The 19056-nt window shown below is 73.8% G+C and carries 7 protein-coding genes; 4 read left to right on the top strand and 3 right to left on the bottom strand.

The genetic code is table 11. The features are described 5' to 3' along the window. A complete protein-coding gene (locus OHS17_RS03260; protein WP_330310968.1) occupies positions 1 to 10878 on the top strand; it encodes an amino acid adenylation domain-containing protein in 10878 nt (3625 codons plus the stop codon). Next, positions 10865 to 12565, top strand: a complete 1701-nt coding sequence (locus OHS17_RS03255; protein ID WP_330310967.1) for an ABC transporter ATP-binding protein — start codon at positions 10865 to 10867, stop codon at positions 12563 to 12565. The genes OHS17_RS03260 and OHS17_RS03255 overlap by 14 nt, the downstream gene beginning before the upstream one ends. Positions 12566 to 12577: 12 nt before the next feature. On the opposite strand, the gene OHS17_RS03250 is transcribed toward OHS17_RS03255, so the two are convergent. Further along, positions 12578 to 13699, bottom strand: coding sequence for an alpha/beta hydrolase-fold protein (locus OHS17_RS03250; protein ID WP_330310966.1), 1122 nt, complete (start codon positions 13697 to 13699; stop codon positions 12578 to 12580). A 103-nt stretch (positions 13700 to 13802) separates the two neighbouring features. Between OHS17_RS03250 and OHS17_RS03245 the strand changes: the two genes are divergently transcribed. Continuing rightward, entirely contained in the window at positions 13803 to 14015 is a 213-nt protein-coding gene (locus OHS17_RS03245; protein ID WP_018102801.1) for an MbtH family protein, read from the top strand. Positions 14016 to 14020: 5 nt separating this feature from the next. Then, complete coding sequence (locus OHS17_RS03240) at positions 14021 to 14530, top strand: GNAT family N-acetyltransferase (protein ID WP_330310965.1); 510 nt, start codon at positions 14021 to 14023, stop codon at positions 14528 to 14530. A 45-nt stretch (positions 14531 to 14575) separates the two neighbouring features. Here OHS17_RS03240 and argB read toward each other — a convergent pair whose 3' ends face one another. Together argB and OHS17_RS03230 are read right to left on the bottom strand one after the other, a co-directional pair. Further along, on the bottom strand, positions 14576 to 15418 hold the full coding sequence (argB, locus tag OHS17_RS03235) for an acetylglutamate kinase (RefSeq protein ID WP_330310964.1): 843 nt from the start codon (positions 15416 to 15418) through the stop codon (positions 14576 to 14578). 96 nt (positions 15419 to 15514) lie between these two features. Then, positions 15515 to 18889 carry a pyruvate carboxylase gene (locus tag OHS17_RS03230; RefSeq protein WP_330310963.1) on the bottom strand — a complete coding sequence of 1125 codons (3375 nt, stop codon included), beginning with the start codon at positions 18887 to 18889 and terminating at the stop codon, positions 15515 to 15517. Positions 18890 to 19056 lie beyond the last annotated feature (167 nt).

Raw genomic sequence — 19056 nt, 5'->3', positions numbered from 1 at the left:
ATGTCGGAACCGAGCGGTCACCACGTACGGCTTTTTCCCCGGGGACTGGCGGAGTTGCGCCGCCGGACCGGCGACCGCGACGACCGGACCCTGACCGAAGCCTGCGCCATCGGCCTGGCGTACTGGGCGAGTGGCCGGAGCCCGGAGGGCATCGACCTGACGCCCGCCACCCTCTTCGCCGACGTGCTCGGCTGGGCCGACAACGGCGGTACGGCTCCCGCCGGCTGGGAGACCGGCACGGACGGCTTCATCGCCCTTCCCGAGGGCGTGGACCGGGACGAAGCGCAGCTCGCCCTGGACGACCTCGCCGCCTTCCCCGACCGGCCGCTCGGCACCATCGCCCCCTCCGGGCCCGCCACGCGCATCGAGGAACTGGCCCGCTGGAACGACACCGGCGCGGACCGGGACCGCCCCACGATCGTGGAGATGTTCCGCGAGCAGGCACGCCTGCGGCCGGACGCCGTCGCGATCGTGGACGAGCACCGCTCCCTGACGTACCGCCAGACGGCGCGGCTCAGCGCCCAGCTGGCCCACCACCTCGCCGGGCGCGGCCTCGCCGCCGAGCAGGTCGTCGGGATATCCCTCGGCCGCTCCGCCGAGATGGTCATCGGCCTGCTCGGGGTCCTCCAGGCCGGGTGCGCGTTCGTTCCGTTCGACCCGCTGTGGCCCGCCGCCCGGCGTGCCGTCGTCGCCGAGGACGCCCGGATCGCGCTCCAGCTGGGCGGCTCGGGGGAGCAGACCCCGGGCGAACCGGAGGCGGTGCGCGTCGACCTCGACGACTGGGCGTTCGCCGCCCACCCCACCGACCCGCCCGCCGTGGCGGTCGCGGGGGAGTCCCTCGCCTATGTGATCTTCACCTCCGGCTCGACCGGCCGCCCGAAGGGCGCGATGATCCGCCACGAGGCCATCAGCGAACGCCTGTTGTGGCAGTCCCGCGAGATCCTGGGCTTCGGCCACGACGACGCCTCGCTGTTCAAGGCGCCGCTCTCCTTCGACATCTCGATCAACGAGATCTTCCTGCCGCTGGTCACCGGCGCCCGGCTGGTGGTCCTCCGTCCGGGCGGCGAACGCGACCCGCACCACCTACTGGACGTCATCGCCGGGCACCGGGTCACCTTCACCTACCTGGTCTCCTCCATGCTCGACGTACTGCTGGAGATGACCGGCGACTCCGGCCGGCTCGACAGCCTGCGCCATGTGTGGTGCGGCGGCGAGCTGCTGACCCCCGAGCTGTACGAGCGGTTCCGCGCCCGCCTCGGCATCCCCCTGTACCACGGCTACGGCCCCGCCGAGACGACGATCGGCGTCTCGCACGTCATCTACCGGGGCGAGGCCGAGCGCCTGTCCACCTCCATCGGCAAGGCCAACCCCAACACCCAGCTCTACGTGCTGGACGACGAGCTGCGCCCGGTCCCCGTCGGCGTCGGCGGCGAACTCTACGCGGGCGGGCTCCTGCTCGGCCGGGGCTACGTCAACGCGCCGGGGCTGACCGCGTCCCGCTTCGTGGCCAACCCCTTCGCGCGGGACGGCTCCCGGCTCTACCGCACCGGTGACCTCGCCCGGTTCATGCCGGACGGCTCGCTGGACTTCCTGGGCCGCGCCGACAACCAGATCAAGATCCGCGGCATGCGGCTGGAGATCGAGGACGTGGAGGCCGGCCTCGCCGAGCACCCCCGCGTCCGGCACACCTGTGTCGTCGCCCGGAAGAACACCGCGGGCGGCACCTACCTCGTGGCGTACGTGATCCCCGCCGCCGGACACGAGGAGCTGACCCCGGAGGACGTCCGGGCCTGGGCCGAGGCGCACCTGGTGGAGTACATGGTGCCCGCCCGCACCGTCGTGCTCGACGCCTTCCCGCTCACCGCCAACGGCAAGACCGACCGGGCCGCCCTGCCCGAACCGGTGCTGACGAGCGGCCCGGTGACCGCGCCCGCCACCGACGAGGAGCGCGCCGTGTGCGCGGCGGTGGCGGAGGTGCTGCGGCTGGACGCGGTCGGCACCGACCAGGACTTCTTCCGCCTCGGCGGCGACAGCATCCTGGCGATCTCCCTGCTGAGCGCGCTGCGCAAGACCGGTCTCCATGTCACCGCACGCCAGATCTTCACCCACAGCGTCATCGGCGAACTCGCCGCGGTGGCGAGCCGCGAGGACGTCTCCACGGCCCGGGACGACGACGAGCCGACCGGTCCCGTCGCCGGCACGCCCATCGTGCGGTGGCTCGGCGAGACCACCGACGCGATCGACGGATTCGTGCAGTCCGTGGTGGTGAACACCCCTGCGGACCTGACCGCCGGAGCGCTGGACGACCTCCTCACCGCCCTCGTCCGCCGCCACGACATGCTGCGCGCCCGGCTGGTGCGCGGCGAGCGGTGGAGCTTCGACATACCCGGGGCGGACGACGCCGTCGCCGCCTGGGAGGAGAGCGGCGAACCGCTCGACGCCTGCGTCGCCCGCGCCACCGCCGGACTCGACCCGGACAACGGCGTCATGCTGCGCGCCGTCTGGCGCAGCGAGGCCCGCCAACTCGTCCTCGTCGCCCATCACGTGGTGGTCGACGGCGTCTCCTGGCGCGTCCTGACCGAGGACCTGGCCACCGCCTGGGAGCAGTCCGTCGCGGGCGCCCCAGTCGCACTGCCCCGCGAGGGCACCTCGTTCCGCCGCTGGGCCGGACTCCTCGGCCACGCCGCCTTCGACGCCGACCGGGACCACTACGCGCGCCCCCTCCCGGGCCCGGACGCGCCGCTGGGCCGCCGCCCCCTCACCGAGAACGACACGGTCGCCCGGGAGCGCGTGCGGACCTTCACGCTCGGCCCCGCCACCACCTCCGCCCTGCTGGGCGAGATCCCCGCCAGGTTCCACGCGGGCGTCAACGACGTCCTGCTCACCGGGCTCGCCGTCGCCCTCGCCCGGTGGCGGCGCGACCTCGGCCAGGACCAGACCTTCGCGCACATCGAACTCGAAGGCCACGGCCGCGAGGGCCAGGCGGTCGCGGGCACCGCCGGATTCGAGCCCGACCTGTCGCGGACCGTGGGCTGGTTCACCACCCTCTTCCCCGTGACCGTGGACCCCGGCCCGGCGGCCGACCTCGCCGCCGCCCTCAAGGCGGTGAAGGAAGACCTCGCCCTCGTACCGCACAACGGCCTGTCCTACGGCGCCCTGCGCCACCTGCACGGCGCCCTCGAAGCACCGCCCGCGCCCCAGGTGCTCTTCAACTACCTCGGCCGGTTCGACGCGGGCACCGGCGGGGACTGGCAGCTCGCAGGGACCACCGGCCGGCTGGGCGAGAAGCGCGACCCGCGGATGCGGCTGCCGCGCGCCCTGGAGTTCAACGCCATCGCCGAACCCGACGCGAGCGGCGCCTACGGCCTCGCCACCACCGTCTCCTGGCCCGAGGGCATGTTCACCGACCAGGACATCGACACCCTCGGCGGGTACTTCCAGGACGCCCTGACCGCCCTGGCCGCCCTCGACGGCGGCGGCCACTCGCCCAGCGACTTCGCGCCCGTCCCGCTCACCCAGGCCGACGTGGACGCGCTCGACGGACCCGCCCTGCGCGACATCCTGCCGCTGACCCCGCTCCAGGAGGGCCTGTACTTCCACTCGGTCTACGACGACGAGTCGGCGGGCAGCTACGTCGAACAGCAACTCCTCACCCTGGACGGCGAGGTGGACCCCGGACGCCTCGCGGCGGCCGCCACCCGGCTGCTCACCCTGTACCCGAACCTGGCCGCGCGCTTCACGGCCCTTGCCGACGGCCGGGTCGTCTCCGTCCTGGAGAGCGGCACCGAGGCCCCCTTCACCGTCCTGGACCGCCCCGGCATCACCGACGACGAGATCCGCGACCTCGCCGAGCGGGACCGCCGCGCCGGGTTCGACCTGGCCTCCGGACCCCTGATGCGGTACACACTCGTGCGGGGCGGCCCCGGACGTACCGTGCTCGTGCAGACCGTGCACCACATCGTCGCCGACGGCTGGTCCGTGCCGCCGATGCTCCGCGCGCTGCTCGCCGAGTACCACCGGCCCGGCGCGGCCTACCGGGCGGGCGGCTTCGCCGACTACGTACGCCTGCTCGCCGCCCGCGACGACGAGGAGAGCGACCGGGTCTGGGGCGAGCAGCTGGCCGGACTGCCCGGCCCCTCCCTCGTCGCCGAGGGACACACCCCGTCCGACACGTTCGCCGACACGGCCGTGGAGCCCGCCCACGACATCGACACCGCCACCCGCGAGGCCGGGGTGCCGCTGAGCGTGGCCGTGCACAGCGCCTGGGCGGTGACGCTGGGCGGTCTGCTGCACCGGGAGGACGTGGTGTTCGGCTCCACCGTCTCGGGCCGCGACGCCGATGTGCCCGGCATCGCGGACATGGTGGGTCTCCTCATCAACACCATTCCGGTACGCGCCCGTTGGACCGCGTCCACCACCGCGGGGGACCTGCTCACCTCCGTACGCGATCACCAGAGCGCGGTCCTGGCGCACCAGCACGTCTCCCTGGCGCGGATCGGCCGCCTCGAGGGCGCCGCCGCCCGCTTCGACACCCTGGTGGTGTTCGACGTCGCCACCGATGTGACCGCGCTGCGCAGCCCCGGTGACGAGCTGGTCGTCTCCGGCATCGTGAACGAGGGCGCCCCGCACTACCCGCTGACCCTGGTGGTCGAGCGCGCCCCCGACGGCCGCCCCCGCTTCAACCTGATCTACGACGGCGCCCTCCTGCGGGAACCGGGTGCCCGGCGCATCCTGGACACCTTCACCCGCACCCTCACCGGCCTCCTCACCCGGCCCGGCGCCCGGGTCCGGGAGCCGGCGGCCGAGGACACCGCGCGCCTCGCCCCCGGCACCGCCCCGACCACGCTGGACGCCCTGTTCGACACCGCCGCCCGGCGCGACCCGGCCGCCACCGCCGTCACCCGGTGCGGCCTCGACGGCACCACCACCTCCCTGACGTACGGCGAACTCGCCGCCGCCAAGGACCGGCTGGCCGCGACCCTGCGCGCCGCCGGGGTCCGGCCGGGCCTGCGCGTCGCCGTCGCCGTACCGCGCTCCCTGGAACAGGTCACCGCGCTCATCGCCATCGTCTCGGCGGGCGGCGCCTACGTCCCGCTCGACCAGGCGTACCCCGACGAGCGGCTGGAGTACATCCTCGGCGACGCCGCCCCGCAGGCCGTCCTGGTCGGCCCGGACGAGCGCGAGCGCTTCACCCGGCTCCTTGAGCGGGCGGGCGTCCCGGCCCGGGTGCTCGTCCTCGACGAGGAACCGGCCGGGACCGGCGAGGCACCGGCGGCCCCGACGGGCCCCGCCCCGCACGACCCGGCGTACGTCATCTACACCTCGGGTTCGACCGGCCGCCCCAAGGGCGTCGTCGTCCCGCACCGCAGCGTGGCCGCGCTGCTCGCGAACACCCGCGCCGACATGGACTTCGGGCCCGACGACGTGTGGGTGCAGTTCCACTCGTACTCCTTCGACTTCGCCGTCTGGGAGCTGTGGGGCGCGCTGGCGCACGGCGGGGAGCTCCTGGTCCCGGACTACGGGCTGACCCGCTCCCCGGTCGACTTCCACCGCCTGGTGCGCGAGCGCGGGGTCACCGTCCTCAACCAGACCCCGTCCGCCTTCTACCAGTTCATCGAGGCCGACCGGCACGCCGGGGAACGGGCCACCGCGCTGCGCCGGATCATCTTCGGCGGCGAGGCGCTGGACCCGGTCCGGCTGCGCGGCTGGGTCGAGCGGTACGGCACCGGGTCGCCCGAGCTGGTCAACATGTACGGCATCACCGAGACCACCGTCCACGTCACCCACCGGGTCCTCACCGACGAGGACTTCGGCGCCGACGTCAGCCCGATCGGCGGCCCGGTCCCCGGCCTGACGACTTATCTGCTGGACGACCGGCTCCGCCCGGTCCCGCCCGGCCGGGTCGGCGCGATCTACGTGGCGGGCGACCAGGTCTCCCTCGGTTACCTGGGCCGCCCGGGCCTCACCGCCGGGCGCTTCGTCGCCAACCCCTTCGCGGACGACGGCTCCCGGATGTACCACACGGGCGACCTGGCCCGACGCACGCTCGACGGCGAGCTGGAGTTCGCCGGGCGCGCCGACGACCAGGTGCAGCTCAAGGGCTTCCGGATCGAGCTCGGCGAGGTCGAGGCGGCGGTCCGCGAACTGGACGGCGTGGTCGACGTGGCCGTCACCCCGTCGGCCGACGGCGACCAGCTCGTCGCGCACGTCGTGGGCCGGGTCCCCGGCGACCTCGGCGTCCTGCTCGCCGCGAAGCTGCCCGTGCACATGGTGCCCGGCCGGGTGCTGACGGCCGACGCGCTGCCGCTCACGGTCAACGGCAAGCTCGACCGCAAGGCGCTGACCGCCCGGGCCGCCACACAGCCGGCCACCGCCCCCGCCCCGGTGGACGGCTCCGCGCTCCCCGCGCTGACCGCGATCTTCGCGGAGGTACTGCCCGGTGCGGCCGTCGACGAGGACACCGACTTCTTCATGGCGGGCGGCGACAGCATCGTCGCGATCACCGTCATCAACCGGGCCCGGGCACGCGGTCTGGCCATCGCGCCCCGGGACGTGTTCCTCTGCAAGACCCCGCGCGCCCTCGCCGAGGAGCTCCGCTCGCGCGCCCCGCAGACCGCCGCGCCCGAGCACAGGCGCCGCGACGACGGGCCCTTCGCCCCGACGCCGGTCATGCTGCGCAGGCGCGAACTCGACGGCCCGCTCGACGGGTTCGCCCAGGCCCGGACGATGGTCACGCCCGAGGGGATCACGCCCGCCGACATCGAGCGCGCCGCGAACGCCGTCGTGGCCGCCCACCCGGCCCTGCGGATGAGCCTGGACACCCGGCACGGCGTGTGGACGCCGCGCACCGAGCCCGCCCGCGAGGTCTCCCTCGTCCACGCGGACTTCGGTGACCCGGCGCTCGCCGCCAACGCGGCCGCCGCACACCTGAACCCGGAGAACGGCGAGGTCGTCGCGTTCACCTGGCTGGCCGCCACCCGGACCCTGGTCGTCACCGCGCACCACCTCGCCGTCGACACGGTGTCCTGGCTGATCGTCCTGGACGACCTGGCCACCGCCCTGCGCGGCGAGGCCCTGCCGCCCGCGACCACCTCCTACGCCGAGTATGCCGACGCGCTCACCGCCCGGGCCGCGCACACCACCGAGGACCTGGGCGACTGGATCACGGTGCTCGACGCCCCCGCCGCGCTGCCCGCCGACGGGGAGCTGCGCGAGACGACCGTGGTCCTCGGCCCCGAGGTGAGCGACCGGGTCACGCGGACCGCGCCCGCCGCCCTGGGCATCGGCCTCACCGAACTGCTCTGCGGCGCCCTGCGCACCGCCCTGACCCGCGTCCAGCCAGAGCCCACCGACCTCGCGGTCGACCTGGAACGCCACGGCCGGGTCCCCGCCCTGGACGGCCACGACTACACCCGTACCGTCGGCTGGTTCACCTCCATCGCACCGGTACGCCTCACCCCGCACACCGACCCCGTCGCCGCCGCCCGGGAAGTCGTGGCGCGCCAGCCCGACGAGCACGGGCACGTCGCCTACGGCCGGCTCCGGTACCTCAACCCGCAGACCGCACCCCTGCTCACCGCCCGTCCGCAGGTGCTCTTCAACTACCTCGGCCGGGGCGGCGAGTCCGACGTCCCGCGCATCACCGGCGGCGAGGGCGACAGCCCGTACGCCATCGAGGTGAACGCCTGGACCGACGCGGCCACCGGCAGCCTGCACGCCGAGTTCCTGCTCGCCGAAGGCGTCCCCGACGCGCTCACCGGCCACTGGCGCGCGGCGCTGGAACGCCTCGCAGACACCGCCGCGACCGCCGAGCGCACCGCACCGGTCACCCCGCTCCAGCGCGGCCTGTACTTCCAGGCCGAGCTGACCGGCGCGACCGGGCACTACGTCGCCCAGAGCCACTTCACCTTCGACCGGCGCCTCGACACCGGCGCCCTGGCCGACGCGATGGCGTACGTCATCGCCCGGCACCCCGTCGTCGGCGCCGGGTTCACCACCGACGAGGACGGCAACCCGGTCCAGATCCTCCGGGCCGGGACCCGCGTCGGCGTCCGCACGGTCGAGGTCGCGTCCGAGGCGGAGTCCGACGCCCTGCGCGCCCGGGACCGCGACACCGGGTTCGACCCCGGGGAGCCGCCGCTGATCCGGCTGACCGTGCACCGCCTGCCCGACGGCCGCGACGGGCTGCTGCTCAGCTACCACCTGCTGCTGTGGGACGGCTGGTCCCGGGAGATCCTGCTGCGGGACCTCTTCGACGCCTATGCGGCCCTCGTCGCGGGCGAACCCCTCACCGACGCCACGCCCCGGACACCCGGCTTCGAGGACCACGCCCGCGAGCTCGCCGCCAAGGACCCCGCCGTGGCGGAGCGGTTCTGGGCGGAGCACCTGACCGGGCTCACCGGCCCGACGCTGCTCGCCGGGGCGCAGCCGCCCCGCACGGACGAGCTGCCGCGGGCGCTCCTGCACACCCTGTCCGCCGAACTGTCCGAGCTGCTGCGCGGCGCGGCCAAGGCGCACGGGGTCACCCTCAACACCGTGCTCACCGGCGCCTTCGGCCTGCTGCTGGGCGCGCACACCGGGCGCGGCGACGCGGTGTTCGGCGTGACCGTCTCCGGGCGCGAGGGCGAGGGCCTGGGCGACATCGTGGGCGTCCTGCTCAACACCGTGCCCATGTGGACCCGGGCCCGGCCCGGCGACACCGTCCGGGAGTACCTGGCGCGCGTGCAGGCGGCCCGGGTCGAGGCCATGGAGCACGAGCACCTGGGACTCGGCGAGATCCAGCGTGCCAGCGGCCACGACACCCTCTTCGACAACCTCTTCGTCCTCCAGAACTTCCTGGACCCGGACGCCCTCGCCGGGATCAACGCCCGCCACGGCATCACCTCGGTGCGGGCCGACGACTCCACGCACTACCCGTACACCTGGGTCGTCACCCCCGGCGACCGGCTCACCGTCAAGCTGGAGCACCGCGACGACGACCCCGCCGCCGCCCGCCGCCTCCTGGACGGCTACGTGCGGCTCCTTGAGGACCTGGCCCGGGCCACCGGCCCGGTCGGCGCCCTCCCGGGACCGGGAGCCGCACCCGGACCGGCCGTGCGCACGGACTTCGGCACGGACACCGTCGTGGACCGATTCGACCGGGCGGCCGACCGCCACCCGGACCGCGTCGCCCTCGTCGCCGACGGGGCGGCCATGACCTTCGGGCAGCTCCGGGACCGCAGCCGTGAGGTGGCCGGGGTGCTCGCCGGACGGGGCATCGGACCGGAGAGGGCGGTGGGCATCGCCGTACCGCGCTCCCTCGACTCGATCGTGGCGCTGTTCGCCGTGCTGCGCACCGGTGCCGCGTACGTCCCGCTGGAACTGGACCACCCCGACGAGCGGATCGCGGCGATCGTCGCGGACGCCCGGCCCGATGTGACCCTCACCGTGAGCACCGTCGCACCCCGGCTCACCGGCGAACTGATCGAGCTGGACCGTCCGTTGCCCGCCGCCGAGCCGTACACCACCTTCGCGCCCGGCGACCCGGACCGGCTGCGGCACCCTGCGTACACGATCTACACCTCCGGCTCCACCGGCCGGCCCAAGGGGGTGGTCACCGAGTACGCCGGACTCACCAACATGCTCGTCAACCACCAGCGCCGGATCTTCGAACCGGTCCTGGCCGAGCACGGCCACCGCACCTTCCGGATCGCCCACACCGTGTCGTTCGCCTTCGACATGTCGTGGGAGGAACTGCTCTGGCTCGCGGACGGGCACGAGGTGCACATCTGCGACGAGGAGCTGCGCCGCGACGCGCCCCGGCTCGTCGCGTACTGCCTGGACCACGGCATCGACGTCATCAACGTGACCCCGACCTACGCGCGGCAACTGGTCGCCGAGGGCCTGCTCGACCACCCCGGGCGGCGGCCCGCGCTGGTGCTGCTCGGCGGCGAGGCCGTCACCCCGGGCCTCTGGCAGCGGCTCGCGGACACGGAGGGCACGGTCGGCTACAACCTCTACGGGCCCACCGAGTACACCATCAACACCCTCGGCGTCGGCACCTTCGAGTGCCAGGACCCGGTGGTCGGTGTGGCCATCGACAACACCGAGGTGTACGTCCTGGACCCGTGGCTGCGACCGCTGCCCGACGGCGTGCCGGGCGAGCTGTACGTCTCCGGCGCCGGCATCGCGCGCGGCTACCTCGGGCAGCCCGCCCAGACCTCCCACCGCTTCGTCGCCTGCCCGTTCGGGGCCCCCGGCGAGCGCATGTACCGCACCGGGGACCTGGTCGTCCGGCGGCCCGACGGCAACCTCGCCTACCTCGGCCGCACCGACCAGCAGGTCAAGATCCGCGGCCACCGCGTCGAACCCGGCGAGGTGGAGGCCGCGTTCGCCGCGCACCCGGCGGTCCGGTTCGCCGCGGCCGTCGCCCAGCCGGACCCCCAGGTGGACGGGGCCCACCGGCTCGCCGCCTACCTCGTCCTCGACCACGGCGACCTCGCCGCCGTCGCCGCCGAAGTGGGCGCCGCGCTGCCGGACTTCCTGCGCCCGTCCCACTACGCCGAGGTGGACAGCATCCCGCTCACCGTGAACGGCAAGGCCGACACCAAGTCGCTCCCCGAACCCAAGCCGCTCGGCGTCCTGGCCGGGGCGGGGGAGCGCGCCCCGGAGACCGACACCGAGATCACGGTGTGCGAGTTCTTCGCCGAAGCACTCGACCTGGACGACGACGAGGTGAGCGCGGTCAGCGACTTCGTCTCCCTCGGCGGACACTCCATGCTGGCGGTCCGGCTGACCGGGCTGCTCCGGCGGGAGTACGGTCCAGTGATCACCATCCGCGACCTGTTCACCCTGCGAACCCCCGAAGCGATTGCCGGCCACCTCGATGAACACTCCTGACACCCCCCGGCCCCGCCAGGGCGCCGCCATCCTGCGCACCGCCCTGCGGCGCAACATCGGCGCCATGGCCTGGGGCACCGTCCTCATGGGCCTCTACCAGGCCGGGGAGACCGCCTTCCCGATCGCGCTCGGCCTGATCGTGGAACACACCCTGCAGCACCGCAGCCCCACCGCGCTCGGCCTGTCGATCGGCGCGCTGGCGGTGATCATCACGACCGTCTCGCTGTCCTGGCGGTTCGGGATGCGCGTCCTGCAGAAGGCGAACACCACGGAGGCGCACCGGTGGCGGGTCCGGGTCGCGGCCTGCGGACTCCAGCCGGTGGCCCGGGACGTGGACCTGAAGTCCGGCGAGGTGCTGACCATCGCCACCGAGGACGCCGACCAGACCGCGGACATCATCGAGGTGGTGCCGCTGCTGATCAGCTCGGTGGTCGCGGTCCTGGTCGCCGCCGTCGCGCTCGGGCTCGCCGACCTACGGCTCGGGCTGCTGGTGATCGTGGGCACCGTGGCGATCCTGTCCGTGCTGAGCGTGATGTCCCGGCGGATCGGCGCCAGTACGCAGGAGCAGCAGGCCCGGGTCGCGCGCGCCGGGGCCAAGGTCGCCGACCTCATCACCGGTCTGCGCCCGCTGCACGGCTTCGGCGGCAACCACGCCGCCTTCGGCTCCTACCGCCGGGTCAGCACCGAGGCCAAGGAGCAGTCGATCACCGTCGCCCGGGTCAACGGGGTGTACGCGGGCACCGCGCTGGCCCTGAACGCGGCCCTCGCCACCGCCGTCACCCTCACGGCCGGATACCTGGCCTTCGCCGGGCACATCAACATCGGGGAACTCGTCATGGCGGTGGGCCTGGCGCAGTTCATCATGGAACCGCTCAAGCTGTTCTCGGAGATGCCCAAGTACGTGATGATGGCGCGCGCCTCGGCCGAGCGCATGGCCCTGGTGCTCTCCGCGCCCCCGGTCACCGAGCCGGGGACCGGGAGCCCGGCGCCGGGCGGAACGCTGGAGATCGACGGTCTGCGCCATGGTGTGCTGCGCGGCGTGGAGTTCGAGGTGGCCGCCGGGGAGTTCGTGGCCGTCGCCGCCTACCAGCCGCGCGCCGCCGCAGACTTCGCCGCGGTCCTCGCGCTGTCCGTGCCCCCGGACACGTACGGGGGAGTGGTGCGGGTCGGCGGCCGGGCGCTCGCGGAGCTGTCGGCCGAGGCGGTCCGGGAACACCTGCTGGTGAACCCGTACGACGGGGAGATCTTCGCGGGCACCCTCCGGACGAACATCGACCCCTCGGGCACCAGCACCATGCTCCCCGACGCCGTCGAGGCGTCCATGCTGACCGACGTCGTCGCCCTCCACCGCGAGGGCCTCGACTACGCCATCCGCGACCGGGGAGCGAACCTCTCCGGCGGCCAGCGCCAGCGGCTCTCGCTGGCCCGCGCGCTGGCCGCCGACGCGGAGATCCTGGTGCTCCACAACCCGACCACGGCCGTCGACGCGGTGACCGAGCAGCTCATCGCCCGCAACATCGCGCGGCTGCGCCGGGGCCGGACCACCGTGGTCATCACCAGCAGCCCGGCCGTCCTGGACGCCGCCGACCGGGTCCTCGTCCTGGACGACGGCCTCATCACCGCCGAGGACACCCACCGCAACCTGCTCTCCACGGACGAGGCGTACTGCCTGGCCGTGGCGCGGTGATGCGGCGGTGACTCAGCCGAGCGCCCAGGCGACGTCCCGCAGCATCGCGTGCCGCCAGCCCGCGCGGTCGTGATCCGAGGGGGAGCGCGACACCCGTACGGCCGCCCCGGCCTGCTCGGTCAGGGCCTCGACCGCCGTGCAGTGGGGCAGCATCCGCGTCTCGTGCTCCCCCAGGTCGAAGGCGATGCGGAGGCCGGAGAGACCGGGCCGCTTCCGGAGCCGGTCGGCGAGGGCGCCGCCGGCCGGGCCGTCCAGCAGGTCCGTACGATCCGCGCAGTCGGGCGCCCACCAGAACGACCCGGACTGGCAGGCGACCCGTGTCACCAGCTCCGGGAACTCCACGGCGGCGTACAGCGCGCTGAGCCCGCCGAGGCTCTGCCCCGCGACCACCAGCGTGTCCGGGTCGGCGGGCACCCCGGACTCCGCGACCAAGGGCAGCAGTTCGTCCCGGACCGCCTCCCACAGCTCCGGCCGGCACCCGAACTCGCCCATCCGGTCCTTCGACGGCAGGAAGACCAGGGTGACCGGGGGCAGCGCCCCGTCCGCGACGGCCGCCTCGAACGCGGTCATGGCCGGGTGCAGATACAGCCAGTCGTCCCCGTCGAGCAGCAGCACCACGGGCCCGCCGCCCGCCACCGGATGCACCCGCACCGTGCGGCGTCCGCCGAGCCGCGTCGACGCCCAGCGCATCCGGGTGCGCGGCACGGGCAGGACGTCGTCCGCGCCGACGAGCGGCCAGTAGGGCTGCGCCGGGGCGTCCGGAGTGGCCGCGATCGAGCGGTCGCCACCGGCGGCGGACGGGTTGAACGGGTCGGCGTGCGCCCCCTCATCCGTGATGAACCGGTAGGTCACCCGCAGCCGCGCGGGCATCTCCACCTCCGCGTACCAGCAGTCCGTCGCCCCCCACCGGCGCAGCGGCAGCGGCTCCCGCGTCCAGCTCTCGAAGGAGAGGTCGGCCGCGCCGCCGCGCCACAGGAAGAGAACGGTCCAGCCGCCGCCCCCACCGGGCCGCGGCACGGGTGTCCGGGCCGCCGCCCAGAACGCCTCGGTGCCGGGTTCGCCGGGCAGCCCGAAATCGGCGAAGGGGCTGCCGGTGGCGGCCGGGAGCTGATCCGTGCGATCACCGGAGGGCATGAGGGGTCTCCTTGTGCAGGGGGAAAGGAAAAGGCTAAGCTCACGAATTGTTAGGCGAGCCTAACCTAAGCTTGTTTGTCCTTGATGAGGAGGCACTGCCCGCATGAGCACCAACCCGTTCGACGACCCCGAAGGCCGTTTCCTGGTTCTGGTGAACGACGAGGGCCAGCACTCCCTGTGGCCGTCGTTCGCCGAGGTGCCCGGCGGCTGGACGGTCGCCTTCGAGGAGAACACGCGCGAGGCGTGCCTGGAGTACGTCGAGGCCAACTGGACCGATCTGCGGCCCCGTTCGCTCGCCGCGTCGATGGACGCCTGACCCCCGTGACCACGGTCGCACCGCGCCCCGTACCCCTGCCCTGCCCGTCCCGTCCGCGGGCGACGCGCGTCCGGACCGCCGGGTCCGGCGACGCCGCCGCGCTCGCGGAGCTGTCTTGGCCGTTCGCCCGCTCGGGCGCCCTGCGCGAACGGCCCGACTCCCTCTACGCGGCACGCGCGGCCGAATTCCTCGTGGCCGTCGGCTCCGACGGCGGGATCGAGGGCTGTGTGGGCCTGCGGGTGCACGAGGGGGAGGGTGCCCACGCGGGTGTCCTGTACAACTTCTGCGTGGCGGGCCACCGGCAGGGGCGCGGGGTCGGCGGCGCCCTCCTGCGGACCGCGCTGGCCCTGGGGCGCACCCAGGTGCTCGGCGCCCTCTTCACCGCGACCACCGGGGACGGCCGGCTGTTCCGCCGGTACGGCTTCGCGCCCGCGACGGCCCGTCAGGCGCCGCGCGTCTGGGCCGAGTCCCTGGACCCCCGGCGCAACGCGCTGATCCTCGCCCGCGCCCTGTGAACGGGCGCCGGGCCGACCGTGAGCCCGGCCCGGCGCCCCCACACGTCAGGCCGGGCTCACCGCGTGGTCCTCGTCCGGCACCACCGTGGTCCCCGCGCCGGCCCCGCCGAGGACGCACCGCAGCACCGCGTGAGGCACCCGGCCGTCCAGCACGTCCGCCCGGCCGACCCCGCCCCGTACCGCCCGCAGGCAGCCCTCCATCTTCGGCAGCATCCCGCTCGCCAGGCCCGGCAGCAGCCCGTCCAGGGCGTCCGCCGTCAGGCGCCCGATCACCTCGGTGCTCGCCGGCCAGTCCGCGTACAGCCCCGCCACGTCCGTCAGGACCACCAGCCGCTGCGCGCCGAGCGCCACGGCGAGGGCGGAGGCGGCGAGATCCGCGTTGACGTTGTACACCTGGCCGTCCGCGCCCCGCGCCACCGGCGAGACCACCGGTATGTGACCCTGCGTCAGGAGGGCGCGCACCATGCCCGGGTTCACCTCCACGACGTCCCCGACCTGGCCGATGTCCACCGGTGCGCCGTCCACCCAGGCGGGCCGCCGCACGGCCGTCATGGTGTGCGCGTCCTCGCCGGTCATGCCCACGGCGTACGGACCATGGCTGTTGATGTGGCCCACCAGCTCGCGCTGGACGCGGCCGGACAGCACCATGCGGACGACTTCCATCGTCTCCGCCGTGGTCACCCGCAGGCCCGCCTCGAAGCGGCTCTCCAGCCCGAGGCGGTCGAGCATGGCGCTGATCTGAGGGCCGCCGCCGTGCACGACGACCGGGCGCAGACCCGTGCGCCGCAGCTCAACTACGTCTTGGGCGAAGGTCTGTTGCAGCTGTGCGTCGACCATGGCGTTGCCGCCGAACTTGATGACGACGACCGGTCCTGAATCCTCTTCCATTTAGCTTAGCCTAACCTTAATTGGCTTGGTGTTGGTCAAGAAGAGGCCCGCCGGTGGAGGAAGCGCTCCTCCACCGGCGGGCGGCCCCGCGCGTGGTCAGCCGATCTCGATGAGGAGGTCGCCCGCCTCCACCTGCTGGACCCGGCCGATGGCCAGGCGGCGCACCACACCGGCGGTCTGGGCGGTGATCGACGCCTCCATCTTCATCGCCTCGATCGTGGCGACCGTCTGCCCGGCCGACACCGACGCGCCCTCCTCCACCTGGAGCGTCACCACCCCGGCGAACGGCGCCGCGACATGCCCCGGGTCGGTCCGGTCCGCCTTCTCCGCCGCCTTCACCTCGGTCGCCACGGACCTGTCCCGCACCGAGACCGGCCGCAACTGCCCGTTGAGCGTGGCCAGTACGCTCCGGAAGCCGCGTTCGTCCGCCTCCGAGATGGCCTCCAGCTCGAACAGCAGGGTGACCCCGGGCTCCAGCTCGACCGGGTGCTCGGTCTCCGGCTCCAGCCCGTACAGGAAGTCCGGCGTCGGCAGCACCGACGTGTCGCCGTACGCCTCCCGGTGCGCGGTGAACTCCTTCGTCGGGCCGGGGAACAGCAGCCGGTTCAGCGTCGCGCGCGGCGACTCGCGCAGCGCCTGACGGTCCTCGTCCGACAGGTGCGGCGCCTTCGCCTTGTCCGGGCGGCCCTTGAGCGCCCGGGTGCGGAACGGCTCGGGCCAGCCGCCGGGCGGGTCGCCCAGCTCACCGCGCAGGAACCCGATCACCGAGTCCGGCACGTCGAACTTGCCCGGGTCCGACTCGAAGTCCGCGGCACTCACGCCCGCGCCCACCAGGTGCAGCGCCAGGTCCCCGACCACCTTCGAGGACGGGGTCACCTTCACCAGCCGGCCCAGCATCCGGTCGGCCGCCGCGTAGCAGTCCTCGATCAGTTCGAAGCGGTCGCCGAGGCCCAGCGCGATGGCCTGCTGCCGCAGGTTGGACAGCTGACCGCCCGGGATCTCGTGGTGGTAGATCCGGCCCGTCGGCGAGGCGAGCCCCGACTCGAACGGGGCGTACACCTTGCGGGTCGCCTCCCAGTACGGTTCCAGGTCGCCGACCGCCTGGAGCGAGAGGCCCGTCGCGCGCTCGGTGTGGTCCGTGGCCGCCACCAGCGCGGACAGCGGCGGCTGGCTGGTCGTCCCGGCCATCGACGCGACGGCCGCGTCCACCGCGTCCACCCCCGCGTCGATCGCGGCGATCAGCGTGCCCAGCTGGCCGCCCGCCGTGTCATGGGTGTGCAGGTGCACCGGCAGGTCGAACCGCTCGCGCAACGCCGTGACCAGGGTGCGCGCGGCCGGCGGACGCAGCAGCCCCGCCATGTCCTTGATGGCGAGCACATGGGCGCCCGCCTCCACGATCTGCTCCGCCAGCCGCAGGTAGTAGTCCAGCGTGTACAGGGTCTCGCCCGGGTCCGACAGATCGGCGGTGTAGCAGAGCGCCACCTCCGCCAGCGAGGTCCCCGTCGCGCGCACCGCGTCGATCGCCGGACGCATCTGCGACACGTCGTTGAGCGCGTCGAAGATCCGGAAGATGTCCATCCCGGCCGAGGCCGCCTCCGAGACGAACGCCTCGGTGACCTCCGTCGGATACGGCGTGTAGCCCACCGTGTTGCGGCCGCGCAGCAGCATCTGCGTACAGATGTTGGGCACCGCCTCACGCAGCTTGACCAGCCGCTCCCACGGGTCCTCCGCGAGGAACCGCAGCGCCACGTCGTAGGTCGCGCCGCCCCAGCACTCCAGGCTCAGCAACTGCGGCACGGTGTGCGCCACCTGCGGCGCGACCGCCAGCAGGTCCCGGGTGCGGACCCGGGTGGCCAGCAGCGACTGATGGGCGTCGCGGAACGTGGTGTCGGTGACCGCGACCGCCGACTGCGCCCGCAGCTCGGCGGCGAACCGCTCCGGACCCAGCTCCGCCAGCCGCTGCCGCGAACCGGGCGGCGGCGTGCCGGGCGGCAGCGCGGGCAGCTTGTCCGCCGGGTCGATCACCGAAGGGCGGGGACCGTAGGGCCGGTTGACCGTGGTCTCCGCCAGATAGCTGAGCATCCGGCTGCCCCGGTCGGCCGACGGGCGGGCCCGGATCAGCTCCGGGTGCTCGTCGATGAACGAGGTCGTGATGCGCCCCGCCCGGAACTCCGGGTGGTCGAGGACCGCGCCCAGGAACGGCAGGTTCGTCGCCACCCCGCGGATGCGGAACTCGGCGATGGCCCGGCGCGCGCGGCGGGCCGCGTTGGCGAAGTCGTGGCCGTGACACGTGAGTTTGACGAGCATCGAGTCGAAGTGCGCCGACACCTCCGCACCCGTGTGCACGGTCCCGCCGTCGAGGCGCACACCCGGGCCGCCGGGGGAGCGGTACGCGGAGATGGTCCCGGTGTCCGGACGGAAGCCGTTGACCGGGTCCTCCGTCGTGATCCGGCACTGCATCGCGGTGCCGTTGAGGGAGATGGAGTCCTGGGACAGCCGCAGCTCGGGCAGCGTCTTGCCGGCCGCGATGCGCAGCTGCGCGATCACCAGGTCGCGGCCGGTGACCTGCTCCGTCACCGTGTGCTCGACCTGGATGCGCGGGTTCATCTCGATGAAGACGTGGTTGCCGCGCTCGTCCACCAGGAATTCGACGGTGCCCGCGTTCACGTACCCGATGTGCCGGGCGAAGGAGACCGCGTCGGCGCAGATCCGCGCCCGCAGCTCCGGGTCCAGATTCGGGGCCGGTGCGATCTCCACCACCTTCTGGTGGCGGCGCTGCAGCGAGCAGTCCCGCTCGTAGAGGTGCACCACATTGCCCTCGGCGTCGGCCAGGATCTGCACCTCGATATGGCGGGGGTTGATCACCGCCTGCTCCAGGAACACCGTCGCGTCGCCGAACGCGGACCGCGCCTCGCGCATCGCCGCGTCGATCGCCTCGCGCAGCTCACCGGCCTCGGCCACCCGCCGCATGCCGCGCCCGCCGCCCCCGGCGACCGCCTTCACGAACACCGGGAAGCCGATCTCCTCCGCGGCCGCGACCAGGGCGTCCACGTCCTCGGACGGCTCCGACGACTTCAGCACCGGCACCCCGGCCTCGCGGGCCGCCGCCACCGCACGCGACTTGTTGCCCGTCAGGTTCAGCACCGACGCCGGGGGCCCGACGAAGGTGATGCCGGCCTCCGCGCACGCCGCCGCCAGGTCCGGGTTCTCCGACAGGAAGCCGTAACCGGGGTAGATCGCGTCCGCCCCCGCCTTGCGGGCCGCCTTCACCACCTCGTCCACCGACAGGTACGCCCGCACCGGATGCCCCGGCTCACCGATCCGGTACGCCTCGTCCGCCTTGGCCCGGTGCAGCGAGTTGCGGTCCTCGTGCGGATACACGGCCACCGTGGAGATGCCCAGCTCGAAGGCCGCACGGAACGCGCGGATCGCGATCTCCCCGCGGTTGGCGACCAATACCTTGTCGAACATCAAACTCCCCAGTCGTGTCGCGGCTGTGTGGCGTCGAGGACGGGCGGTACGGCACGGACACGCTGCTCCGCGTCGGAGACCGTACGGCGGTGGCGAGGTGCTCCGTGACCCGCCGGGTACGGAGCGTTCGACACCGTACCGGAGACTTCCCCCGAGATCGCGAGCGC

Source organism: Streptomyces sp. NBC_00523 (assembly GCF_036346615.1).
Classification (GTDB): domain Bacteria; phylum Actinomycetota; class Actinomycetes; order Streptomycetales; family Streptomycetaceae; genus Streptomyces.
This window is presented reverse-complemented; position numbering and strand designations above follow the sequence as displayed.